14 protein-coding genes are annotated in these 18,305 nt (G+C 58.5%); 7 read left to right on the top strand and 7 right to left on the bottom strand.

Annotation, left to right across the window (positions count from 1 at the left end; all coding sequences use genetic code 11):
* Positions 1–18 precede the first annotated feature (18 nt).
* The gene (locus BLO50_RS06895) at positions 19–1,215 is read right to left on the bottom strand and encodes a class I SAM-dependent rRNA methyltransferase (RefSeq protein ID WP_090250228.1); all 1,197 of its coding nucleotides are present in this window, start codon (positions 1,213–1,215) and stop codon (positions 19–21) included.
* A gap of 185 nt (positions 1,216–1,400) precedes the next feature.
* Between BLO50_RS06895 and BLO50_RS06890 the strand changes: the two genes are divergently transcribed.
* The 4 genes from BLO50_RS06890 to BLO50_RS06875 all read left to right on the top strand — a co-directional run bounded on the left by BLO50_RS06890 (position 1,401) and on the right by BLO50_RS06875 (position 4,180).
* The gene (locus BLO50_RS06890; RefSeq protein ID WP_167144312.1) at positions 1,401–2,213 is read left to right on the top strand and encodes an HDOD domain-containing protein; all 813 of its coding nucleotides are present in this window, start codon (positions 1,401–1,403) and stop codon (positions 2,211–2,213) included.
* Between the two features lie 79 nt (positions 2,214–2,292).
* Positions 2,293–3,105 (top strand): bifunctional DNA-formamidopyrimidine glycosylase/DNA-(apurinic or apyrimidinic site) lyase, encoded by an 813-nt coding sequence (gene mutM, locus BLO50_RS06885; RefSeq protein WP_090250223.1) that lies wholly within the window; start codon positions 2,293–2,295, stop codon positions 3,103–3,105.
* An 81-nt stretch (positions 3,106–3,186) separates the two neighbouring features.
* Positions 3,187–3,765: a lysophospholipid acyltransferase family protein gene (locus tag BLO50_RS06880; RefSeq protein ID WP_090251322.1), complete on the top strand. Its 579-nt coding sequence runs from the start codon at positions 3,187–3,189 to the stop codon at positions 3,763–3,765.
* A gap of 76 nt (positions 3,766–3,841) precedes the next feature.
* Positions 3,842–4,180: a multidrug transporter gene (locus tag BLO50_RS06875; RefSeq protein ID WP_090250220.1), complete on the top strand. Its 339-nt coding sequence runs from the start codon at positions 3,842–3,844 to the stop codon at positions 4,178–4,180.
* An 82-nt stretch (positions 4,181–4,262) separates the two neighbouring features.
* On the opposite strand, the gene ggt is transcribed toward BLO50_RS06875, so the two are convergent.
* From ggt to BLO50_RS06845, 6 genes are all read right to left on the bottom strand, one after another.
* Entirely contained in the window at positions 4,263–5,975 is a 1,713-nt protein-coding gene (ggt, locus tag BLO50_RS06870) for a gamma-glutamyltransferase (protein ID WP_090250217.1), read from the bottom strand.
* A complete protein-coding gene (locus tag BLO50_RS06865) occupies positions 5,972–6,223 on the bottom strand; it encodes a YfhL family 4Fe-4S dicluster ferredoxin (RefSeq protein ID WP_090250215.1) in 252 nt (83 codons plus the stop codon). The genes ggt and BLO50_RS06865 overlap by 4 nt, the downstream gene beginning before the upstream one ends.
* Before the next feature lie 174 nt (positions 6,224–6,397).
* Positions 6,398–6,877, bottom strand: coding sequence for a pantetheine-phosphate adenylyltransferase (gene coaD / locus BLO50_RS06860; RefSeq protein ID WP_090250212.1), 480 nt, complete (start codon positions 6,875–6,877; stop codon positions 6,398–6,400).
* A 122-nt stretch (positions 6,878–6,999) separates the two neighbouring features.
* Positions 7,000–8,595 carry a GMC family oxidoreductase gene (locus tag BLO50_RS06855; protein ID WP_090250210.1) on the bottom strand — a complete coding sequence of 532 codons (1,596 nt, stop codon included), beginning with the start codon at positions 8,593–8,595 and terminating at the stop codon, positions 7,000–7,002.
* Positions 8,596–8,638: 43 nt separating this feature from the next.
* Complete coding sequence (locus BLO50_RS06850) at positions 8,639–9,184, bottom strand: twin-arginine translocation pathway signal protein (RefSeq protein ID WP_090250208.1); 546 nt, start codon at positions 9,182–9,184, stop codon at positions 8,639–8,641.
* Between the two features lie 52 nt (positions 9,185–9,236).
* Positions 9,237–10,679 (bottom strand): coniferyl aldehyde dehydrogenase, encoded by a 1,443-nt coding sequence (locus BLO50_RS06845; protein ID WP_090250206.1) that lies wholly within the window; start codon positions 10,677–10,679, stop codon positions 9,237–9,239.
* Positions 10,680–10,914: 235 nt separating this feature from the next.
* Here BLO50_RS06845 and BLO50_RS06840 point away from each other — a divergent pair, with 235 nt between their 5' ends.
* The 3 genes from BLO50_RS06840 to BLO50_RS06830 all read left to right on the top strand — a co-directional run bounded on the left by BLO50_RS06840 (position 10,915) and on the right by BLO50_RS06830 (position 18,298).
* Positions 10,915–11,577, top strand: coding sequence for a TetR/AcrR family transcriptional regulator (locus BLO50_RS06840; protein WP_090250203.1), 663 nt, complete (start codon positions 10,915–10,917; stop codon positions 11,575–11,577).
* Between the two features lie 330 nt (positions 11,578–11,907).
* Positions 11,908–14,715, top strand: a complete 2,808-nt coding sequence (locus BLO50_RS06835; RefSeq protein ID WP_090250201.1) for a bifunctional glycoside hydrolase/polysaccharide deacetylase family protein — start codon at positions 11,908–11,910, stop codon at positions 14,713–14,715.
* Positions 14,693–18,298 carry a tetratricopeptide repeat protein gene (locus BLO50_RS06830; RefSeq protein WP_090250198.1) on the top strand — a complete coding sequence of 1,202 codons (3,606 nt, stop codon included), beginning with the start codon at positions 14,693–14,695 and terminating at the stop codon, positions 18,296–18,298. Before BLO50_RS06835 ends, BLO50_RS06830 begins: the two co-directional genes overlap by 23 nt.
* Positions 18,299–18,305 lie beyond the last annotated feature (7 nt).

Raw genomic sequence — 18,305 nt, 5'->3', positions numbered from 1 at the left:
TTGTGTGAGGCTGCTGGATCAGCTGTTTGGCAGCAGACGCACCGTCAGACTCTTGATGTAACGGGTCTCGGCGATGGCTGGGTGCACCGGGTGGTCTGGGCCCTGGGCGCCGCGTTCGAGCAGCTGGATATTGCGGTCCAGATGGCGCGCGCTGGTCAGCAGAATGTTCTGCAGGTTGTCTTCTTCCAGGTGCATGGAGCAGCTGGCGCTGATCAGGATGCCGTCCTTGTTGAGCAGGCGCATCGCCTGTTCATTAAGGCGGCGATACGCGCCTTCACCGTTCTTCTGGTCTTTCTTGCGTTTGATAAAGGCGGGTGGGTCGGCGACGATCACATCGAAGCGCTCTTCCGAGGCCTTGAGCTGTTTCAGCGCTTCAAACACATCGCCTTCGACGCAGGCGACCTGGTCGGTCAAACCATTCAGTGCAGCGTTGCGCTCCACGCCGTCGAGGGCGAAACCGGAGGCGTCCACGCACATCACGTCGCTAGCACCGAAGGCCGCAGCCTGCACGCCCCAGCCGCCGATATAGCTGAACAGGTCGAGTACGCGCTTGCCTTTGACGTAAGGCGCCAGGCGCGCGCGGTTCATGCGGTGGTCGTAGAACCAGCCGGTCTTTTGCCCTTCGATCACTGGCGCTTCAAACTTCACACCGTTCTCTTCCAGGGCAACCCATTCCGGCACCACGCCGAACGGGGTTTCCACATAACGCGCGAGGCCTTCTGCATCGCGGGCAGCGGAGTCGTTCTTGAGCAGGATGCCGCTGGGTTTGCACACCTGGATCAGGGCGGCGAGCACGTCGTCCTTGTGGCGTTCCATGGTGGCGGAAGCCAGTTGCACCACCAGAATGTCAAAGAAACGGTCGACCACCAGGCCCGGCAGCAGATCGGAGTCGCCATACACCAGGCGGTAGCAGGGTTTATCGAACAGCCGCTCACGCAGCGACAGGGCGACGTTCAGGCGATGCACCAGCAGGGATTTGTCCAACACGTGCTTGACATCACGCGAGAGCAGGCGCGCGCAGATGAGGTTGTTCGGGCTCATTGCGACAATACCCAGCGGCTTACCCCCTGCGGCTTCGAGCACGGCTTGATCGCCAGCGGCAAAACCGCTCAACGGTGTGGCGGCAACGTCAATTTCGTTGCTGTACACCCACAAATGGCCGGCGCGCAGGCGTCGATCGGCGTTGGCTTTCAGGCGCAGGCTGGGCATGGACATGCTGGGAACTCCGAAAAAAGAGCGGAATTATAGCGGGTTGCGCCGCCTTAGGTCGGTTACAAAAGTCGTCTGTGGAAGTGTTGTGGGTTTAGCTAGACTGTCTACTACCTCTCATACCGGTTGTGCCCGTCATGTCTCAAGAGCTCTCCGCCGAATATATCCAGCAGGTGCTGCAGGGCATCAGCGTGCCACCGCAGCCGCAGATCATGGTGGACTTGCAGATGGAGCAGGTGATGCCGAACCCGGATCTGCGGACGATCGCCAAATTGATCAGCCACGACCCGGGGCTGTCCGGTGCGCTACTGAAACTGGTGAATTCACCGTTCTTCGGCCTGACCAATCGCATTGCCTCGATCCAGCAGGCGGTCAACCTGCTGGGTTGCAACACGGTGATCAACCTGATCAACGCTCAGTCGATCCGTGGAGAGCTGACGGATGAGGCCATCGTCACCCTCAACCGGTTCTGGGACACCGCTCAGGATGTGGCCATGACCTGCCTGACGCTGGCCAAGCGCATCGGCTATCACTCCCCCGATGAGGCCTACACCCTCGGCTTGTTCCACAATTGTGGCATCCCGCTGATGATCAAGCGCTTTCCCAATTACATGACCGTACTTGAAGAAGCCTACGCCAGTGCCACCGATGAGCGTCGTGTGGTGGATACCGAGAACCGTCTGCTCAACACTAACCATGCTGTGGTCGGTTATTTCACTGCCAAGTCATGGAACCTGCCGTTGCACCTGTGCGAAGCCATCGCCAGTCACCATAATGCGCTGGCAATTTTCACAGAAGACTCCAGTCGGGATGCGCAGCTGAAAACCCTGTTGGCGATTCTTAAAATGGCCGAGCACATTTGCTCGAGCTATCGCGTCTTGGGTAACCAACCCGATGACTTTGAATGGCAGAGCATCGAACAGCTGGTGCTGGAATATGTCGGGTTGTCGGAGTATGACTTCGAGAACCTGCGCGAGAGCATCCGTGACATGGGCGCAAGTTAGCCCGGGCTGCCTGACTCGTCGCTTTTACCCATTCCTGCTAAGGTGAGCGCCCGTTTTTCGGCTCACCTGACGACCTGCCATGCCCGAACTTCCAGAAGTAGAAACCACCCGCCGTGGCATCGCCCCCTACCTTGAGGGGCAGCGCGTCAGTCGTGTCATCGTGCGCGAGCGGCGCTTGCGCTGGCCGATTCCCGAAGATTTGGATATCCAGCTGTCCGGGCAACGCATCGAGTGTGTCGAGCGGCGTGCTAAGTACCTGCTGATCAAGGCTGAAACCGGGAGTTTGATCAGCCACCTGGGCATGTCCGGCAGCCTGCGTCTGGTCGAGGTGGGCCTGCCGGCGGCCAAGCATGAGCATGTGGATATCGAGCTGGAGTCCGGTTTGGCCTTGCGCTACACCGATCCGCGGCGCTTTGGTGCGCTGCTGTGGAGCAGTGATCCGCTTCGCCATGTGCTGCTCAGCAAGCTGGGACCTGAACCGTTGACCGATCTGTTCGATGGCGAGCGATTGTTTCAGTTGTCCCGTGGTCGTGCCATGGCCGTCAAACCTTTCATCATGGATAACGCGGTGGTGGTGGGCGTTGGCAATATCTACGCCAGCGAAGCACTGTTTGCTGCCGGTATCGACCCGCGCCGTGAAGCAGGCTCAGTGTCGCGGGCGCGCTATCTGAAACTGGCGGATGAGATCAAACGCATCCTCGCGTATGCCATCGAGCGCGGTGGTACCACGCTACGGGATTTTGTCGGTGGTGATGGGCAGCCCGGTTATTTTCAGCAGGAACTGTTTGTGTACGGGCGTGGCGGTGAGTTTTGCAAGACCTGTGGTAGCACGTTACGTGAAGTCAAGCTGGGCCAGCGCGCCAGCGTGTATTGTCCGCGCTGCCAACGCTAAGACTTTTGGCCAGGCTAACTTTGGCCGCTGGCACCTGTGTTTGAGCTGAACAACACAACAATAAGAATGACCGAGGTAATGATGTCCGGTAACTATTTACCCCGTAACCCACTGGCCGAGTGGGTCGGGCGTCTGGCGCTGAAGCTGATGGGGTGGCGCATCGAAGGTGAACTGCCGAAGCTCGATAAATTTGTGGTGATCGGCGCGCACCATACGTCCAATTGGGACTTTGTGATCTTTATCGCGGTGAAGTTCGTGCTGCGTCTGAATGCTCGTTGGTTCGGCAAACATACGATTTTCCGCTGGCCTTTTGGCGCATTGATGCGGTTGTGGGGTGGCATTGCCATTCGTCGTGAGCGTCAGGGCAATACGGTTGAGCAGGCGGTACGGGCCTTTAGCGAGCATCAGCAATTTATGCTGATTCTTTCACCCGAAGGTACGCGCAAAAAGGTTGAGCGCTGGAAGATGGGCTTCTACCACATCGCCCTCGGCGCTGGCGTACCGATTGTGCTCGGGGCGTTGGACTATCAAAATCGCCGCGTGTTTATTGGTCCGACTTTTGTGCCGAGCGGGGATGAAGCAGCCGATCTAGAGAAGATACTGGCGTTTTATCGGCCCTTTATTCCGAAAAAACCTGAATATGCCTTTTATGGCGATTGACGGCCGTCACGCTGACAATTATCAATGCGCTGTTATAGTTAGTCTCACCGCCTCCTAATAGCTTAAGGATCGCCCCATGAAACTGTTCCGCTCAACCGCTGCTGCTCTGGCGCTGACCACTGGCCTGCTGACGCTGCCGGCTTATGCTGACGTAGCGCAGCAGAACTCTAGCGGCGACCCTCTATACACGGCTGATGCTCCTAAAGCTTTTTCGATGATTGGCGATCTGCTGATTGCACGGCCATTGCTGATCGGTGCAACTGCCATCGGTGCCTTGGCATTCGTGGTGAGCCTGCCGTTCACGGCCGCTGGCGGCAATATTGGTGAAGCGGGCCATGCACTGGTCGTTGAGCCAGGCAAGGAAGCTTTTGTACGTTGCCTGGGCTGCACGACTAGCGGCTATAAGCAGAACTGATAGTTTTCGCTGCTTCTGGGCTGTCGCGGTGTTTGGTTTGGCAGCCCTGAGAAGCGCTCATCTGGCGCATCAGTGATCCGCATTATTGCGGTACTACTGGTGTGACTACCGCAGTACCGAGCCCGCGTGGATCGCTTGCCGCTTCAACCTTCCCGCCCTGCTTGTTCCACAGCAGCACCTGCTGATTGCCGTATTGCCTGCCTGTGGATTTCAACTGATGCCCGAGCGCTTCTAGCGCCGAGATTTCTGCTGGGCTGAATGTATCGGGCTCGTGCTCGATCAGATCTGGGCGGAACTGGTGGTGGTAGCGGCTGACGCTGGGCCAGCGCTCGATGGGCTGATGATCCAGGTACTCCAGCATGGCTAACAAAACCATGCTAGGAATTCGGCTGCCGCCTGGCGTGCCGAAGCTGGCGAAATCCTCGGTGCTTTCGATAAAGCTTGGGCTCATGCTCGACAGAGGCCGTTTGCCGGCGGCGATGCTGTTGGCCTGGCTACCGCGCAGGCCATAGGCATTGCTGCCTTGGGCGTCGGCGGCAAAGTCATCCATCTCGTTGTTCAACAATACGCCGGTTCCGGGTGCAGTGAAGGCTGCGCCAAAAGGCAGGTTGACCGACAGGGTGGCAGCCACGGCATTGCCTTCAGTGTCGAGAACCGAGAAATGGGTGGTGTGGTCGCCTTCATGCCAGGTGTTGCTGGGCGGTAGGTTGTCACTTGGGGTAGCGCGTTGCGGGTCGATGCTGCTGACTAGCTGATTTAGATGAGCAGGTGCCAGCAGGTGCTGCGTCGGGTTATGAACAAAGTCCGGGTCACCCAGCAGGCCGCGATCCCGATAGGCGCGGCGCAGTACTTCGACGATAAGGTGTGTGCGTTGCACACGGTCGGTTGTCTGCCAGGGCAACTGCTGCAGCATGAGCAGGCTTTGCCCTAGGGCGATGCCTCCGGCAGACGGCGGAGGTGCGCTGATCAGTTCGCGGCCCTGACTCAATGAGACACGCAGGGGTTGGCGTTCAACGATGCGATAGTCGGCCAGGTCCTTGAGCGTCCAGATCCCACCCGCATCCTTTATGGCCTTGACCAGCTGCTCCGCGACCTCGCCGGCGTAGAAACCTGGACGGCCCTGGCTGCCGAGCTGTTCGAGGGTGCGTGCCAGCTCCGGTTGGCGCAGTAGACCGAATTCTTCAGGTATTTCGCCTTTGTCGAGGAAGATCCGCGCCGTTTCCACATCCTGGCGCATGGCCTCGATGCGCCAGCCCGCGCGCTCACGGTAGACCCGGTCGATGCTGACGCCGCTGCTGGCGAGTCGGATTGCCGGGGCCAGTGAATCGCGCAATGGCAGACGGCCGAAGCGTTCGGCCAGTTCGACCAGTGCGGCCGGCAGGCCGGGGATAGCAGCAGCCAGTGCGCCATTCAGCGAAAGGTCTTTGCGGATTTCGCCGTCGACCCGGTACAGATCGGCGTGGGCGGCTTGCGGAGCGCGTTCGCGGGCATCGAGAAAGCGGTAGGTCGGCGATTCCTCGGCTTCGCGCAGCAGAAAGAAACCGCCTCCACCCAGGCCCGAGCCGTAAGGTTCAACTACCGCCAAGGCGGCGCTGATGGCCACCGCTGCGTCAAAAGCATTGCCACCCAGGGCCAAGGTTTCTTGCCCGGCCACGGTGGCGGCAGGGTGTGCGCTGGCAATGGCGATATGTTGAGGCTGAGCGGCGGCCTGCAGCTCAAAGGCACACAGTAAGGCAAGCGCACCGAGCAGAGGGCGCCAGGGGAGCAGGCCGCGGATCAGGCGGCCGGTTTTCATGCTTTACCGGTAATGATCAGGTACTTCTGCATCAACTCATCCTTGCTCTCGACGTTGTTCTCATCGAGCGGGATGCAATCGACTGGGCAGACCTGCTGGCATTGGGGTTCGTCGTAGTGGCCGACGCATTCGGTGCACAGGTTGGGGTCGATCTCGTAGATTTCCTCACCCTGGGAGATCGCCGCATTCGGGCATTCGGGTTCGCAGACGTCGCAGTTGATGCAGTCGTCGGTGATGATCAAGGACATGACAGAACAACTCCTGCTGCAGCCCGCAGGCGCAGCCTAGATGTGTGCAGGAAGACTATGAGAGGAATTGTGCCGCATCAGGGCCGCGCATGCACGCGCCTTGCCCACGATCTGGAGTGCGCCACCCTAGTTGGATAACAACAGCGTTTCAGTCGTGAACAGAGGCTTCAGTGGTCAGCGCTTGAAGCGTTCAGTCAGCGCGGCAGCCACGGCTGGGTGCACGAAGTTGGTGATATCACCGCCCAGCGCGGCTATTTCGCGCACCAGGGTCGAGGAAATAAACGAGTACTTCTCCGACGGCGTGAGGAACAAGCTTTCCACATTGGGTGCCAGTTGGCGGTTCATGTTGGCCAGCTGGAACTCGTATTCGAAGTCAGAGACCGCGCGCAGACCACGCAGGAATACATTCGCGCCCTGTTCCTTGGCGAAGTGTGCCAGAAGAGTAGAAAAACCCACGACCTCAACGTTCGGCAGGTGCTTGGTGACTTCGCGTGCCAGCTCAACGCGTTGCTCCAAGCTGAACAGTGGGTTCTTCTTCGGGCTGGCCGCGACCGCAATGATCACGCTGTCGAACAGCCGTGCAGCACGCTCGACCAGGTCGCCGTGCCCCTTGGTGATGGGGTCGAAGGTGCCTGGGTATAACACTCGATTCATCGTGACGTCCTGGCGGGTCCGTTGGGGAGTCGGATGGTAGCGCAGCGTTTCCCCGTGGCCAAGTCAGGTGCCACCGATCCAGGCGATTCACGGGCCGGCAAGGGCCCGTGAATACCTCGCCATCAGGCGGACTTGAGGCGTTCGGCGAGTTTGCTCGCAAGTTTGGCGGTCAGCCCATAGACCGACAGTTGCGGGTTGGCGCCGATACTGGTGGGGAACAGCGAGCCGTCATGGATCGACAGGTTGCTCAGCTGGTGGTGGCGGCCCAGGCTGTCGGTGACGGCCTGCTGCGGGTCCTCACCCATGGCACAGCCGCCCATCACGTGGGCGCTGCCCAGGCGGGTGCGGTACAGCTCCAGGCTGAGGTTATCGATCAGGCTCTTGGCTTCAGCCAGGGTTTTCACGTAACCGGCGTCGGCATGCAGCGGCAGCACTGCCTTGGCACCGGCGGCGAACTGGATCTCGGCCATGGTATGGAAGGCGCGGCGTACACCATCCCAGGTGTAGTCGGTCATTTGGTAGTCGAGCACCGGGCTGCCGTCACCGCGCAGTTCCACGCGGCCTTCGGCACTCTCCGGGTGGAAGCCGTCGCGCAGCAGGGCGAGCATCACGTTGGTGTTGGGCAGCTGTTCCATGCGCATGGCATTGTCGATGCCGAAGCGCCCGAGCAGGGTCGCTGTCAGCGCCGGTTGCAGCGGCGGCACTTCGAGCTTGTAGGAGAGGCGCCCGGCCGTGCCGTCATCCCATTGGAAATGGTCGGAGTAGATCGACTGCGGTGCGCCGTAGTAAGGGTTGATCACCTGCTCGAACAAGGCTGCAGAGAAGTTCACCAGGTGCAGGTAAGTGCGTTTGCCGGTGCGCTGGTGCGGGTCTGGCGCATTCGAGCGCAGAAGCAAGCCGGGGGTGTTGATGCCGCCGCCCGACAAGACATAGTGCTTGGCTTTGACCGTGATTTTGCGGCCATTGGGCGCGACGCTGCGCTCGTCCATGCCGAGGCATTCGATTCCGGTAACGTGATCGCCGTCGATCAGCAATTTATCGGCGCGGGCGAGATAGAGCAGCTCGCCGCCCTTTTCCAGGGTGGCGGGGATGGTGGTGACCAGCATCGATTGCTTGGCATTGGTCGGGCAGCCCATGCCGCAGTAGCCGAGGTTCCAGCAGCCGCGCACGTTGCGCGGTATGACTTTCCACTCATAGCCCAACTTTTCACAGCCACTGCTGATCACCGCGTTATTGGCATTTGGCGGTACAGCCCAGGGCGCTACACCGAGGCGCTGCTCCATTTGCTCGAACCAGGGCGCCATTTCTTCAGGGCTATGGCCTTTGACGCCATGTTCCGTGGCCCAGTGCTCCAGCGTTGTGGCAGGGGTGCGGAAGCTCGAGGTCCAGTTGATCAGCGTGGTGCCGCCCACAGCGCGGCCTTGCATGATGGTGATGGCGCCGTCCTTGCTCATGCGGCCGATGCCTTCCTGATAGAGGCTGGCGTAGGCTTTGTCTTCGAGCATCTTGAAGTCGTCGCTGGTCTTCAGCGGGCCTTCTTCAATCAACAGCACTTTGAATCCGGCAGCGCTGAGAATCTCCGCTGTGGTGCCGCCACCGGCTCCGCTACCAACGATGGCCACGTCGGCTTCCAGGGTCAGGTCGTTGTCCAGGCGTGAGCCATTGTAGGTTTTCCAACCACGGGCCAAGCCTTCTTTGAAACTGTCGGGTACAGGCATTTAGGGTGCTCTCAGGCGAATTCTTATTAGAGATGCCGCAAGTTCAAACTGTCGGTGGGCCGGGGTAGCCGCAATGCGCCCATGATTCTGGGCGGCTGTACCAGCTCATCATCACCAGTTGTAGCAGCGACGCGTGGCCCATTTTCAGCAGGCTGATTGAGCTGTTCTGCCAGCGGTCGAGGAAGGCCTGTACATCGGCGCTTGAGGCGTTCTCCCAGCTACCCCAAATCCCGGTAAGCGGGCCGCGGGTGATCGGCAGTGCCAGTACATCGAACAGCTGCACGGTCAGTTTGAGCAGTTCCGGTGATAGGTGGTTAAGGCTGTAATCAAGGTTCGCGAGGGTGTTTGATACCGCTTGCGGCAGCTGTTCCGTGGTTACGGCGCCGGCCAGCATCACCGGGATCAAGGCGTTCAGGAAGGCCAGGTCAGACTCGCGGATCACCGCAAAACCGGCTTTTGGCATGCTGGCCGAACAGCCGCTCAGGCTGGCAGTCAGCCCCGCTGTGGCAAGCAGTGCTGAGCCCATCAAGCCAACCTTAAGCAGGCTGCGTCGGCTCAGGTTGGGCGTTTCAAGGGTGGTGTCAGGCATTATTGTTTTCACCGAGCAGGCCATGGCCCTGAGTAACCAGGGCGCGATGGAGTTAGCGAACGAAGAATTTGTACACCAGCTTCTGGATCGACTTGCCGTAAGGCGGGTAGATCATCTTGGCGGCGTTGAAGCGCTGTTTGATAAACACGCCCTTGGCCTTGCTGAAGGTGAGAAAGCCTTCATGGCCGTGGTAGTGACCCATTCCAGATGGGCCGACGCCGCCGAAGGGCATGTCATCCTGCGCCACGTGCAACAAGGTGTCGTTGATGCATACGCCGCCCGAGTGGGTCTCATGCAGTACGCGCTGTTGCTCGCCCTTGTCGTAGCCGAAGTAGTAGAGCGCCAGCGGTCGGTCGCGCTCGTTGATAAAGCTGAACGCGTCGTCCAGCTTGTCGTAGGGGATGATCGGCAGCAGCGGGCCGAAGATCTCGTCCTGCATCACCTTCATGTCATCCGTCACATTCAGCAGTACGGCATAGGGCATGCGTCGGCCCTGAGCGGCGGGATAAAGCGGGACAATGGTTGCGCCCTTGCCTTCGGCGTCCTGCAGGTAGCTGTTCAGGCGTTGCTGCTGGCGCTCGTTGATAATCGCGGTGTAGTCGGGGTTGTCGGCAAGTGTTGGGTAGAAGCCCAGCACAGCATTGCGGTAAGCCTCGACAAAGCCCTCCACGCGGTCTTTCGGTACCAACACATAATCCGGGGCCACGCAGGTCTGGCCGGCATTCATGGTTTTGCCGAAAGCGATGCGCTCGGCAGCGTCATTCAGCGGCACATCAGCACTGACGATGGCAGGCGATTTACCGCCCAGTTCCAGCGTCACAGGGGTCAGGTTGTCAGCGACGGCGCGCATCACATGCCTGCCGATGCTGGTGGCACCGGTGAATAGCAGGTGATCAAAGGGCAGCTTGGAGAAGGCCATGCCGACTTCCGCTTCGCCCAGCACCACGGTGACCAGGTCTTCGGGGAACACCTTGGCCAAAAGGTCTTTGACCAGTTGCGAGGTGGCGGGTGTCGACTCGCTCATCTTGATCATCACCCGGTTACCGGCCGACAGCGCGCCAACCAGCGGACCAATGGCGAGGAACAGCGGGTAGTTCCACGGCACGATCACGCCAACCACGCCCAGTGGCTGGTAGATGACCTTGGCGGCAGCTGGCATAAACTGCATGCCGACGCTGCGGCGTGAAGGCTTCATCCATTTCTTGATGCGTTTAGTCGCGTAGTGAATGCCATGCAGGCTAGGCATCAGCTCGGCGAGCAGGGTTTCGTCAGCGCTGCGGTTGCTGAAATCCTGGGAGATAGCACGGATCAGCGCATCACGTTCGTTGCTGAGCAGGTCGCGCAGCACGTTGAGCCACTGGATGCGCTGCTCAGCCGAAGGCATCGGGTTGGCCTTGAACGCCTCACGCTGCCGGGCAAAGCTGTTCTCCAGCTGACTGAGCTGTTGTTGGCTGTTGTGCAGGCTTTGTTCAAGGTAAGCGACGTCGGCGACCATGGTATTGCTCCTCGGCATTCCAGCAGTGCAGTGCGTCAGAAGGTCTGAGCCGCTGCAGAAAAGGTGTGCTGGATTTTTAGAGCAATTGCTCTAATCTGTCAAATAGGATGCCGAGGCCAGCCGACGGACGCAGCCCATCGAACAGTTGGTGCCGCATGCCAGTTGGTGCGCGGGTAACACTTTGGCTGTTTCTGCGTGTACCTTTGCCGGGCTTTTGAGTCGAGATCGAGCCGCTATGTCCGTCCCACTGAAAACCCGCGAACGCATCATTCAGGAAAGCCTGGCGCTGTTTAATGCGCAGGGCGAGCGCAATGTCACCACCAACCATATCGCGGCGCACCTGGGGATTTCGCCGGGTAACCTGTACTACCACTTCCGTAACAAGCAGGCGATCATCGCCGAGTTGTTTGCCCTCTATGAGCGTCAGGTAGACACCTTCCTGCGCCGTCCTGAAGGTCGTGCGCTGACGGTGCAGGACAAGACCTTTTACCTCGAAGCGCTGTTGGCGGCGATGTGGCATTACCGCTTTCTGCACCGCGACCTGGAACACCTGCTCGACAGCGACCCTGAGCTGGCTGAACGTTACAAGCTGTTCTCGCAGCGCTGCCTACAGCGCGCGCAGGGTATTTATCAGGGCTTTGTCGAGGCCGGCATCCTGCTCATGGATGCGGCGCAAATCGAGGCGCTGACCCTCAACAGTTGGATCATCATGACCTCCTGGGTGCGCTTTCTCTGCACCACCCGTGGCAATCCTGGCGACCTGAGTCAAGAGATGCTGCGTCGAGGCATCTATCAGGTATTGGCGCTGGAAGGTGGCTATATAGCGCCGCAGGCGCGTGATGCCGTAGAGGCTCTTTACTCCAAGTTGTATGTGCCGTTGCAGCGAGTAGTGAGTTGATTTATTGATGCGGGGCTGGTGTTTTGCGCGTTTTATTAGAAATGAGAGTCTTTACTGGCGATGCGTCGTCGGGGTCGCTGTTGCCCAGCTAGCTTGAGTTTAAAATTAAAGTTGCTTGAGTGTTTTAAGCTTTAGTGAATTAAAAATTATATTAACTTTATATGTTATGAGTGGCTTGTCTTCGCTATAAGTTTGGCGTCATTTGTATGACTCTGGTGTATTAACTTGCGCTGCTTGTATCTGTTGTGAATAATGGCTTTGCATTTTATTGCGCTCTATTATATTCGAGTGTTTTTTAAGGTTAACCAAGGTCGGTTTTAGTTAATTCGTATGGCTATTAGATTTAACCGTTTTTGGAGTCGCCAGCTGCTTAATGTTTTGGGCGCTTGGGTGGCCTGTTCAGGCTGTCTTTCTTCCGCTTATGCATTCTCTGATGTGCCGCAAAGTGTCGCGTTCTGGTACGCCGCCAATCCGCCATTTAGCGAGCTTGCTCAGTTCGATTGGAGCGTGCTCGAGCCTGAGCACGTCCAGAAAAAAGATGTGGAGTTGCTGAGGGCTCAGGGCAGTCAGCCGTTTGCCTACTTATCCGTTGGTGAGTTTCACGGCGACTTGGCCGTGGTCGGTGAGGGTGCGCAGGCGTCGACTGAAAAGAATGTGCGCAACCAAGCCTGGAATAGCCAGGTGATGCGGTTGACATCCCCGGTGTGGCGGGCGCATTTGCTAAAGCGCGCGGCTGAGCTTCGCGCCGCAGGGTATTCAGGTCTGTTCCTCGACACCCTCGATAGCTTTCAGTTGCTGCCTGAAGATGAAAGAGAGGCTCAGCGCCTTGCCCTGAGAGATTTTCTTGCTGAGTTGCACCGTCGCGAACCCAGCTTGAAGCTATTTTTCAATCGCGGCTTTGAGGTGTTGCCCGAGTTGCCGGGTGTTGCTGCTGCCGTGGCGGTTGAGTCAATTCATGCCGGCTGGGATGCTTCAAGGCGCTCATACCGCGTCGTGCCTCAGGACGATCGTGATTGGCTTGAGTTACACCTGCAGCCATTGCGCGCTCAGGGTATTCCGCTCGTTGCGATTGATTATTTGCCGCCAGAGCGTCGCGATGAGGCTCGCGAGCTGGCGCGGAAGCTGCAATCTGAGGGCTTTATTCCTTATGTCACCCTGCCTGACCTGAATTACCTGGGGGTCAGCTCGATCGAGGTGCAGCCGCGTCGAATTGCGTTGATCTATGATCCCCGTGAAGGGCCTATGGAGGACAACCCAGGCCATATCTCGTTGGGTGGATTGCTCGAGTACCTGGGTTATAGGGTGGACTACTTACCCTCAGATGAATTGCCTGTCGGGCCGATGAGTGGGTTGTATGCAGGCGTTATTACCTGGATGACCAGCGGTTCGCCCGCCAATGCCCAGGCCTTTAATCAGTGGCTCATTGCACGCATGGACGAGCATATCCCCCTGGCGATTTTTGCGGGGTTGCCGACTGAGAACGATGGCGTACTCAAACGCCTGGGGCTGCGCTTCATGTCTGCGCCCTTGAGCGGAACGGCGGAAGTGGTCGAGCACGATGCTAAATTGTTGGGTAGCTTCGAGGCGCCGCTGGTAGCGCGCAGCCGCGATTTGCCTGCGTTGACTATGCTTGATGGGGATACTCAGCCAGTGCTGGCGCTGAAGGGCCGTGAGCCAGGTGTTTACACGCCCGTTGCTATCGGGGCGTGGGGCGGGATTGCACTGTCACCTTATGTGTTCGAAGAGGCGCAGGGGCAACGCCGTTGGATTCTCGACCCCTTTGACTTCTTGCAGCGTGCATTGCAATTGCAGGTCATGCCCAGGCCCGATGCCACCACTGAGAATGGTCGCCGCATCGCCACTGTGCACATCGATGGTGATGGGTTCGTCTCTCGCGCCGAGATCCCCGGTACGCCTTATTCCGGCGTTGCCGTTCTCAAGGAGTTCATCCGGCCCAATCCCTTTTTGACTTCTGTCTCGGTGATTGAGGGCGAGGTCGGGCCGCGTGGGAAGTACCCTCACCTTGCTCGTGAACTTGAGCCGGTTGCCCGCGAAATCCTGGCTGACGACAAAGTAGAAGTGGCCACACATACCTTCAGCCATCCTTTTTTCTGGCAACCTGAGTCGGCCGCAAAGCGTGAGGGCTTCAACCCGGAATATGGCTACATGATGGCGATTCCGGGGTATGACAAGCTGGATTTCACGCGTGAAATTGTCGGGTCACGGGACTACATCAATCAGCGCCTCACCACGGCTAAAAAGCCAGTGAAAATGGTGTTCTGGTCGGGTGATGCCATGCCGGATGCTGCCACCATCAAGCTGGCTTACGACAGCGGCCTGGCCAACGTCAATGGCGGCAATACGGCATTGACCAATGCCTACCCATCACTCACAGGCCTCTATCCGCTGATTCGGCCGACTGCGGGGGGGCCTCACTACTATGCGCCGGTGATTAACGAGAACGTCTACACCAACTTGTGGACCGGTCCGTATTACGGTTTCCGCGGGGTGATGGAAACCTTCGCGCTGACCGATAAACCACGCAGACTGCGCGGGCTTCACCTGTACTACCACTTCTACTCAGGCACTAAACAAGCCTCCATCAAGGTGATGCACGATATTTACCGTGATATGCAGGATCAGCAGCCCATCTCGCTGTGGATGAGCGATTACATTCCACGCATGCATGGTCTCTATCAAGCCAGCTTGGCCAAGCGCAGTGATGGGAGTTGGCAAATCCGCGCGATGGACGGGTTGCGTACTGTGCGACTTGACCCAGCAATGGGTTGGCCTGATCTGCTTCGTTCTGAGGGTATTGCTGGTGTGCGTGATCTGCCCCAAGGCCGCTATGTTCATTTAAGCCGTGACCACGCTGTGCTGGTCTTGCGTGATCAGCGCGATCCGCGTCCATCGCTTGAACAAGCCAGCCTGCCATTGCTGGCGTGGGATTATTTGGATGATCAACGCGTGCGCCTGTCGTTCGCGGGCAACCTGCCGTTGAACTTCAGTGTTCGTGCAACTGGCAGTTGCAGCCTGGTCGTGGCGGGGAAAACATACGCTGGACTTCAGCGGCAGGGGTTATCGCATTTTGATGTGCCACTGAAGCAGGTGCTTGATGCCCAACTCACCTGCCGTTAAAACTAGGCGTTTGCTGAGCCCATGGACCCTGTTGCTGGTTGCTCTACTCGTCGGTGGCCTGCTGGTGTTGGTCTATAAAGGCGAGGATGCATTTCTGCCAGACGGCAAGCAGCCAGATGCCGTATCGATCAACTATTCGGAGCTCCTGCTTGAGGCGCACCCTCAAGACCAGGCGCTGCGCCTCAGCCTGATTGAGCAATTGATTGCCTTGGGTGATTACCCACGCGCACGCAGCCATCTGCTCAAACTCAGCCCCGCGGGAGTAGACAGCCTCCCTTTTTACCGTGCTGAGCTTGATGCTTTGCAGGCATTGGCCGACCCGCAAGGTATTGAACCTTCCCTCAAGAAACAGCTGATTGAAAGCTTTGCTGCGCTCGATCGTTCGGTGTTGTCCGATGCTCAACGATTGCGTATGGCGAAATATGCCTTAGCGTTGGGTGCGCCGGCACTGGCGGCGCCAGTTTATGCTGAATTGGCAGCACGTGACCCCGCGCGTCAAGTGGAATGGCTTGGCGAGGCCGCGAAATGGTACCTCGCCAGTGGTAACGCTCAGTTAGCCGCTGATTTGTACTTGGAGTTGATGGCGTCCGCAGCCACCCCAGGCGCGCGTATGGCCTTTCTTGAGCAGGCTTTCTATAGCCTGTTGTCCGCTGAGCGCGGCGAGCGTGCGGTGGAGTTGCTCAGTCAGCACATGCTTGAGTTGGACGGAACAGACACTGTTCTGTTGGAGGCAGCGGTGAGGGCCTCCGTCGGCAGTCATCGTTATGATTTGGCCGAATTGTTCGTGGAGCGCTGGCGTTCCCAGCGTCCTGAAGATCCTGAGGCGTTAGCCGTGGAAATGCGGCTGCACCTGGCCGCCGGTGACCTTGAGCGTGCGTGGGCGACCGGGCAGGTGTTGCTCCACGATAGACCTGATGACCTTGAACTGTTGTCGCAAATGGCCAAGCTGGCGGAGTGGACCGCACGACCCCAGGACGCACTGCTTTATTGGGTGATGGCCTTGCAGCTCACAGAGGATGCCGCCATGCGCGAGCATGCCTGGCGCCTGGCTGCCCAGCTGTTTGACTTTGATCAAGCAATTCCCTTGTTGGCACAGTTGGCGCAACAGCGCCGGCTAACCGATGAAGAGCTGGATGCATTGGTTTACAGCCATCAATCGCGGGGTACACCTGAGCAGGGTGAGGCTTGGTTGCGCAGCTATGTGCGGCAGTACCCCGAGCAGAAGATCGCCTGGGTGCGTCTGCAGCAGATTCTTGAACATACCTTGCAATATGAGCAGGAGTCCCACTTGTGGGCCGAGATAGATAAACGCTTCGGTTTGACCATCGAACAGCGGGTACGGTGGGCGGAAGTGGATTGGGCGCGGTTTGATGCGCCTGCGGCCTGGGCTGTGCTGGATGCTATCGATAATACTCAGGTGGAAAGCAGCGATTACTGGTTTCTGCGCGGTAACCTCGCCTGGGAACTGGAGCGCGACGATGATGTGCGTGCTGCATACGAGCGGCTCTTGGCGCTGGATGGAACGCTAGGCAGTAATGCCGAAGAGCGTTTGATCCATATTTATACCCAGCAAGCCCCCGAAAAGGCCTTGGCTCTGCTGATTCAGAGTTGGCAGCGTAATGCGGATCCAAGACGGTTGAGCAGTGCGCTGAGCCTGGCGGAACAATTGGGGGAGTGGCAGCAACTGCAGGCGCTGGTCGACCAAGCCAGCCGCTCGCCTAGTGGTGCGCGGCAAGCCTCGGTGTTGAGCGCGCGCGGCGTGCTCGCCAGCCGGAGCGGGCGAATAGATGAGGCCGAGCGTATTTATCGCCTGGGGTTGAGCCTATACCCGGATCAGAACGTATTTCGTCAGCGCTTGCTTTGGCTGTTTATTGATCAGGGTCGCCGAGATGAGCTGCCGGTTTTGCTGCAACAATGGCGGGCTTTAGCTGCCAATGACGGTGAACTGTGGCTGCCATTCGCCAGTGCCAATATGCTGTTAAACCGCACGGGGCCGGCACTGGGCTGGTTCAGAATGTACCTAAAGTTGCGCCCTGGTGACTGGTTGGTTCAGTCCGCCTATGCCGACGCCCTTGAAGGTGCGGGCTATGCGGACAAGGCCTTGCGCCTACGCACGTTTCTACTGTCGCGCATTAAGCCTGGGCAATTGGCAGGCAATCCTGAACGTTACAGCATGTACTTGCGCCTGGTAGGCGGTACGCAGTCTATGCGCAGTGCCGAGCGCCAGGCGCTGATGTGGCAGGACGGCTCATTGCCAATGTTGCAAGTCTGGTTCACTCAGTTTCTCACTCAACTTGATGCCAGCAATCAGGCAGCGTTGAAAGATCAATGGCTGGCCTGGGCGCGCATTCAAGGGTTAAGCATCAGTCGCTATGAGCAGCTACAAGAAGCGCTGCGTGCGCAGAACCGCCAACAGCTTGAGCATATGCTTGCGGAGGGTGGGCTTGACCCCTCTCAGCGTGTCGAGGCGCTTACTCGCTTGGGTCGCAGTGGTGCGGCACTAGGTGAAGGCTTGGCCAGTCTGTCGGATGAACAGGTCTCCGGTGTGCGCCAGCAGTTGCTGCGTCAGACTGTGGAACTGCACGAGCGCATGCCGCAGGGCATGCAGCTTGGCTGGATGCAGCGTGACTTTGGCGGTATTGACCTGTACGGCCCGTCTCTGCAAATAGCCCGGCACGTAGGCAACGACTGGTATGCCGACGTGAGGCTCAGCCAGGCGCAGTATGACGGTGAGACGCTCGACAGTGATGTGCTGGGTCGCGAGAGAAATGCCAAGTTGATGTTGCAGCGTGAACTGAGCGATGGCGCTTTTGCCCTGACTTTTGATGGCAGTTTACGCACTGATGAGGATCGCCTGGGGTTTGGCGTTTTGCGTTCGTGGCAGGTGTCCTCGCGTGATGAACTGCAGCTAGGGCTGGACTGGCATCGGGAAACTGATCAGGGTGGACTGCTGCGGGCATTGGGCATGCGTGATGGCCTGAATGTCAGTGGACGGCACAGCTTCTCCGCGCGTGATCAACTCAACTGGTCGCTGGGGCATCAGCGGTTTGCGACGCGTCAGGGCGATGCGATTGGCAATGGTGAAGAGTTCAACCTCGAACTCACGCATGCAGTATTTTTTGAGGGGCCCGCCTGGTTACTGCGCAGCGGTGTGAACTACCAGAACAACCGTTTAGAAAGTGGTATTGATCCCGATCTTCTGAGTACACGGCAGGAGATTGACGAGCAAGGTGACACCATCAGTGTGCCCAATGGCGGGCCATTGAATATTGAAGGTGCCGTGGCGAGTGACCTGCTGCAGGAGCGTTTCGGCCAGTTGTATGTCGGCAGTACTTGGCGGCGTGGTTTTCCCGGTGCACTGAACCGTGGGCGCGCTCAGTACACCTGGCTGGTCGACGTACTCGCAGGTTGGCAGTGGACCGAGCAAGAGTTCAATTACGCAATCAATACCGGCTTGGGTGTGGAAGTGTTGGGTGATGACGAGCTAGCCGTCACCTTCGGTTACCAATCGGCACCGCGCAGTGGTGGTGGCGAGGCGGGTGGGACTTTTGGTTTGACCTATAGCGCCCGTTTTGGGCGTTGATCAGAGA

Source organism: Pseudomonas peli, assembly GCF_900099645.1.
GTDB lineage: Bacteria > Pseudomonadota > Gammaproteobacteria > Pseudomonadales > Pseudomonadaceae > Aquipseudomonas > Aquipseudomonas peli.
The sequence above is the reverse complement of the archived record's forward strand: the minus strand, read 5'-3'. Positions and strand labels throughout refer to the sequence as shown.

Excerpts from the sequence above, each read along its gene's own strand:
- BLO50_RS06895 (WP_090250228.1), bottom strand. The coding sequence starts at position 1,215 with ATGTCCATGCCCAGCCTGCGCCTGAAAGCCAACGCCGATCGACGCCTG.
- BLO50_RS06830 (WP_090250198.1), top strand. The coding sequence starts at position 14,693 with ATGCCCAACTCACCTGCCGTTAAAACTAGGCGTTTGCTGAGCCCATGG.
- BLO50_RS06850 (WP_090250208.1), bottom strand. The coding sequence starts at position 9,184 with ATGCCTGACACCACCCTTGAAACGCCCAACCTGAGCCGACGCAGCCTG.
- BLO50_RS06845 (WP_090250206.1), bottom strand. The coding sequence starts at position 10,679 with ATGGTCGCCGACGTCGCTTACCTTGAACAAAGCCTGCACAACAGCCAA.
- BLO50_RS06840 (WP_090250203.1), top strand. The coding sequence starts at position 10,915 with ATGTCCGTCCCACTGAAAACCCGCGAACGCATCATTCAGGAAAGCCTG.
- BLO50_RS06835 (WP_090250201.1), top strand. The coding sequence starts at position 11,908 with ATGGCTATTAGATTTAACCGTTTTTGGAGTCGCCAGCTGCTTAATGTT.
- BLO50_RS06865 (WP_090250215.1), bottom strand. The coding sequence starts at position 6,223 with ATGTCCTTGATCATCACCGACGACTGCATCAACTGCGACGTCTGCGAA.
- coaD (WP_090250212.1), bottom strand. The coding sequence starts at position 6,877 with ATGAATCGAGTGTTATACCCAGGCACCTTCGACCCCATCACCAAGGGG.
- BLO50_RS06880 (WP_090251322.1), top strand. The coding sequence starts at position 3,187 with ATGTCCGGTAACTATTTACCCCGTAACCCACTGGCCGAGTGGGTCGGG.
- BLO50_RS06855 (WP_090250210.1), bottom strand. The coding sequence starts at position 8,595 with ATGCCTGTACCCGACAGTTTCAAAGAAGGCTTGGCCCGTGGTTGGAAA.
- ggt (WP_090250217.1), bottom strand. The coding sequence starts at position 5,975 with ATGAAAACCGGCCGCCTGATCCGCGGCCTGCTCCCCTGGCGCCCTCTG.
- mutM (WP_090250223.1), top strand. The coding sequence starts at position 2,293 with ATGCCCGAACTTCCAGAAGTAGAAACCACCCGCCGTGGCATCGCCCCC.
- BLO50_RS06875 (WP_090250220.1), top strand. The coding sequence starts at position 3,842 with ATGAAACTGTTCCGCTCAACCGCTGCTGCTCTGGCGCTGACCACTGGC.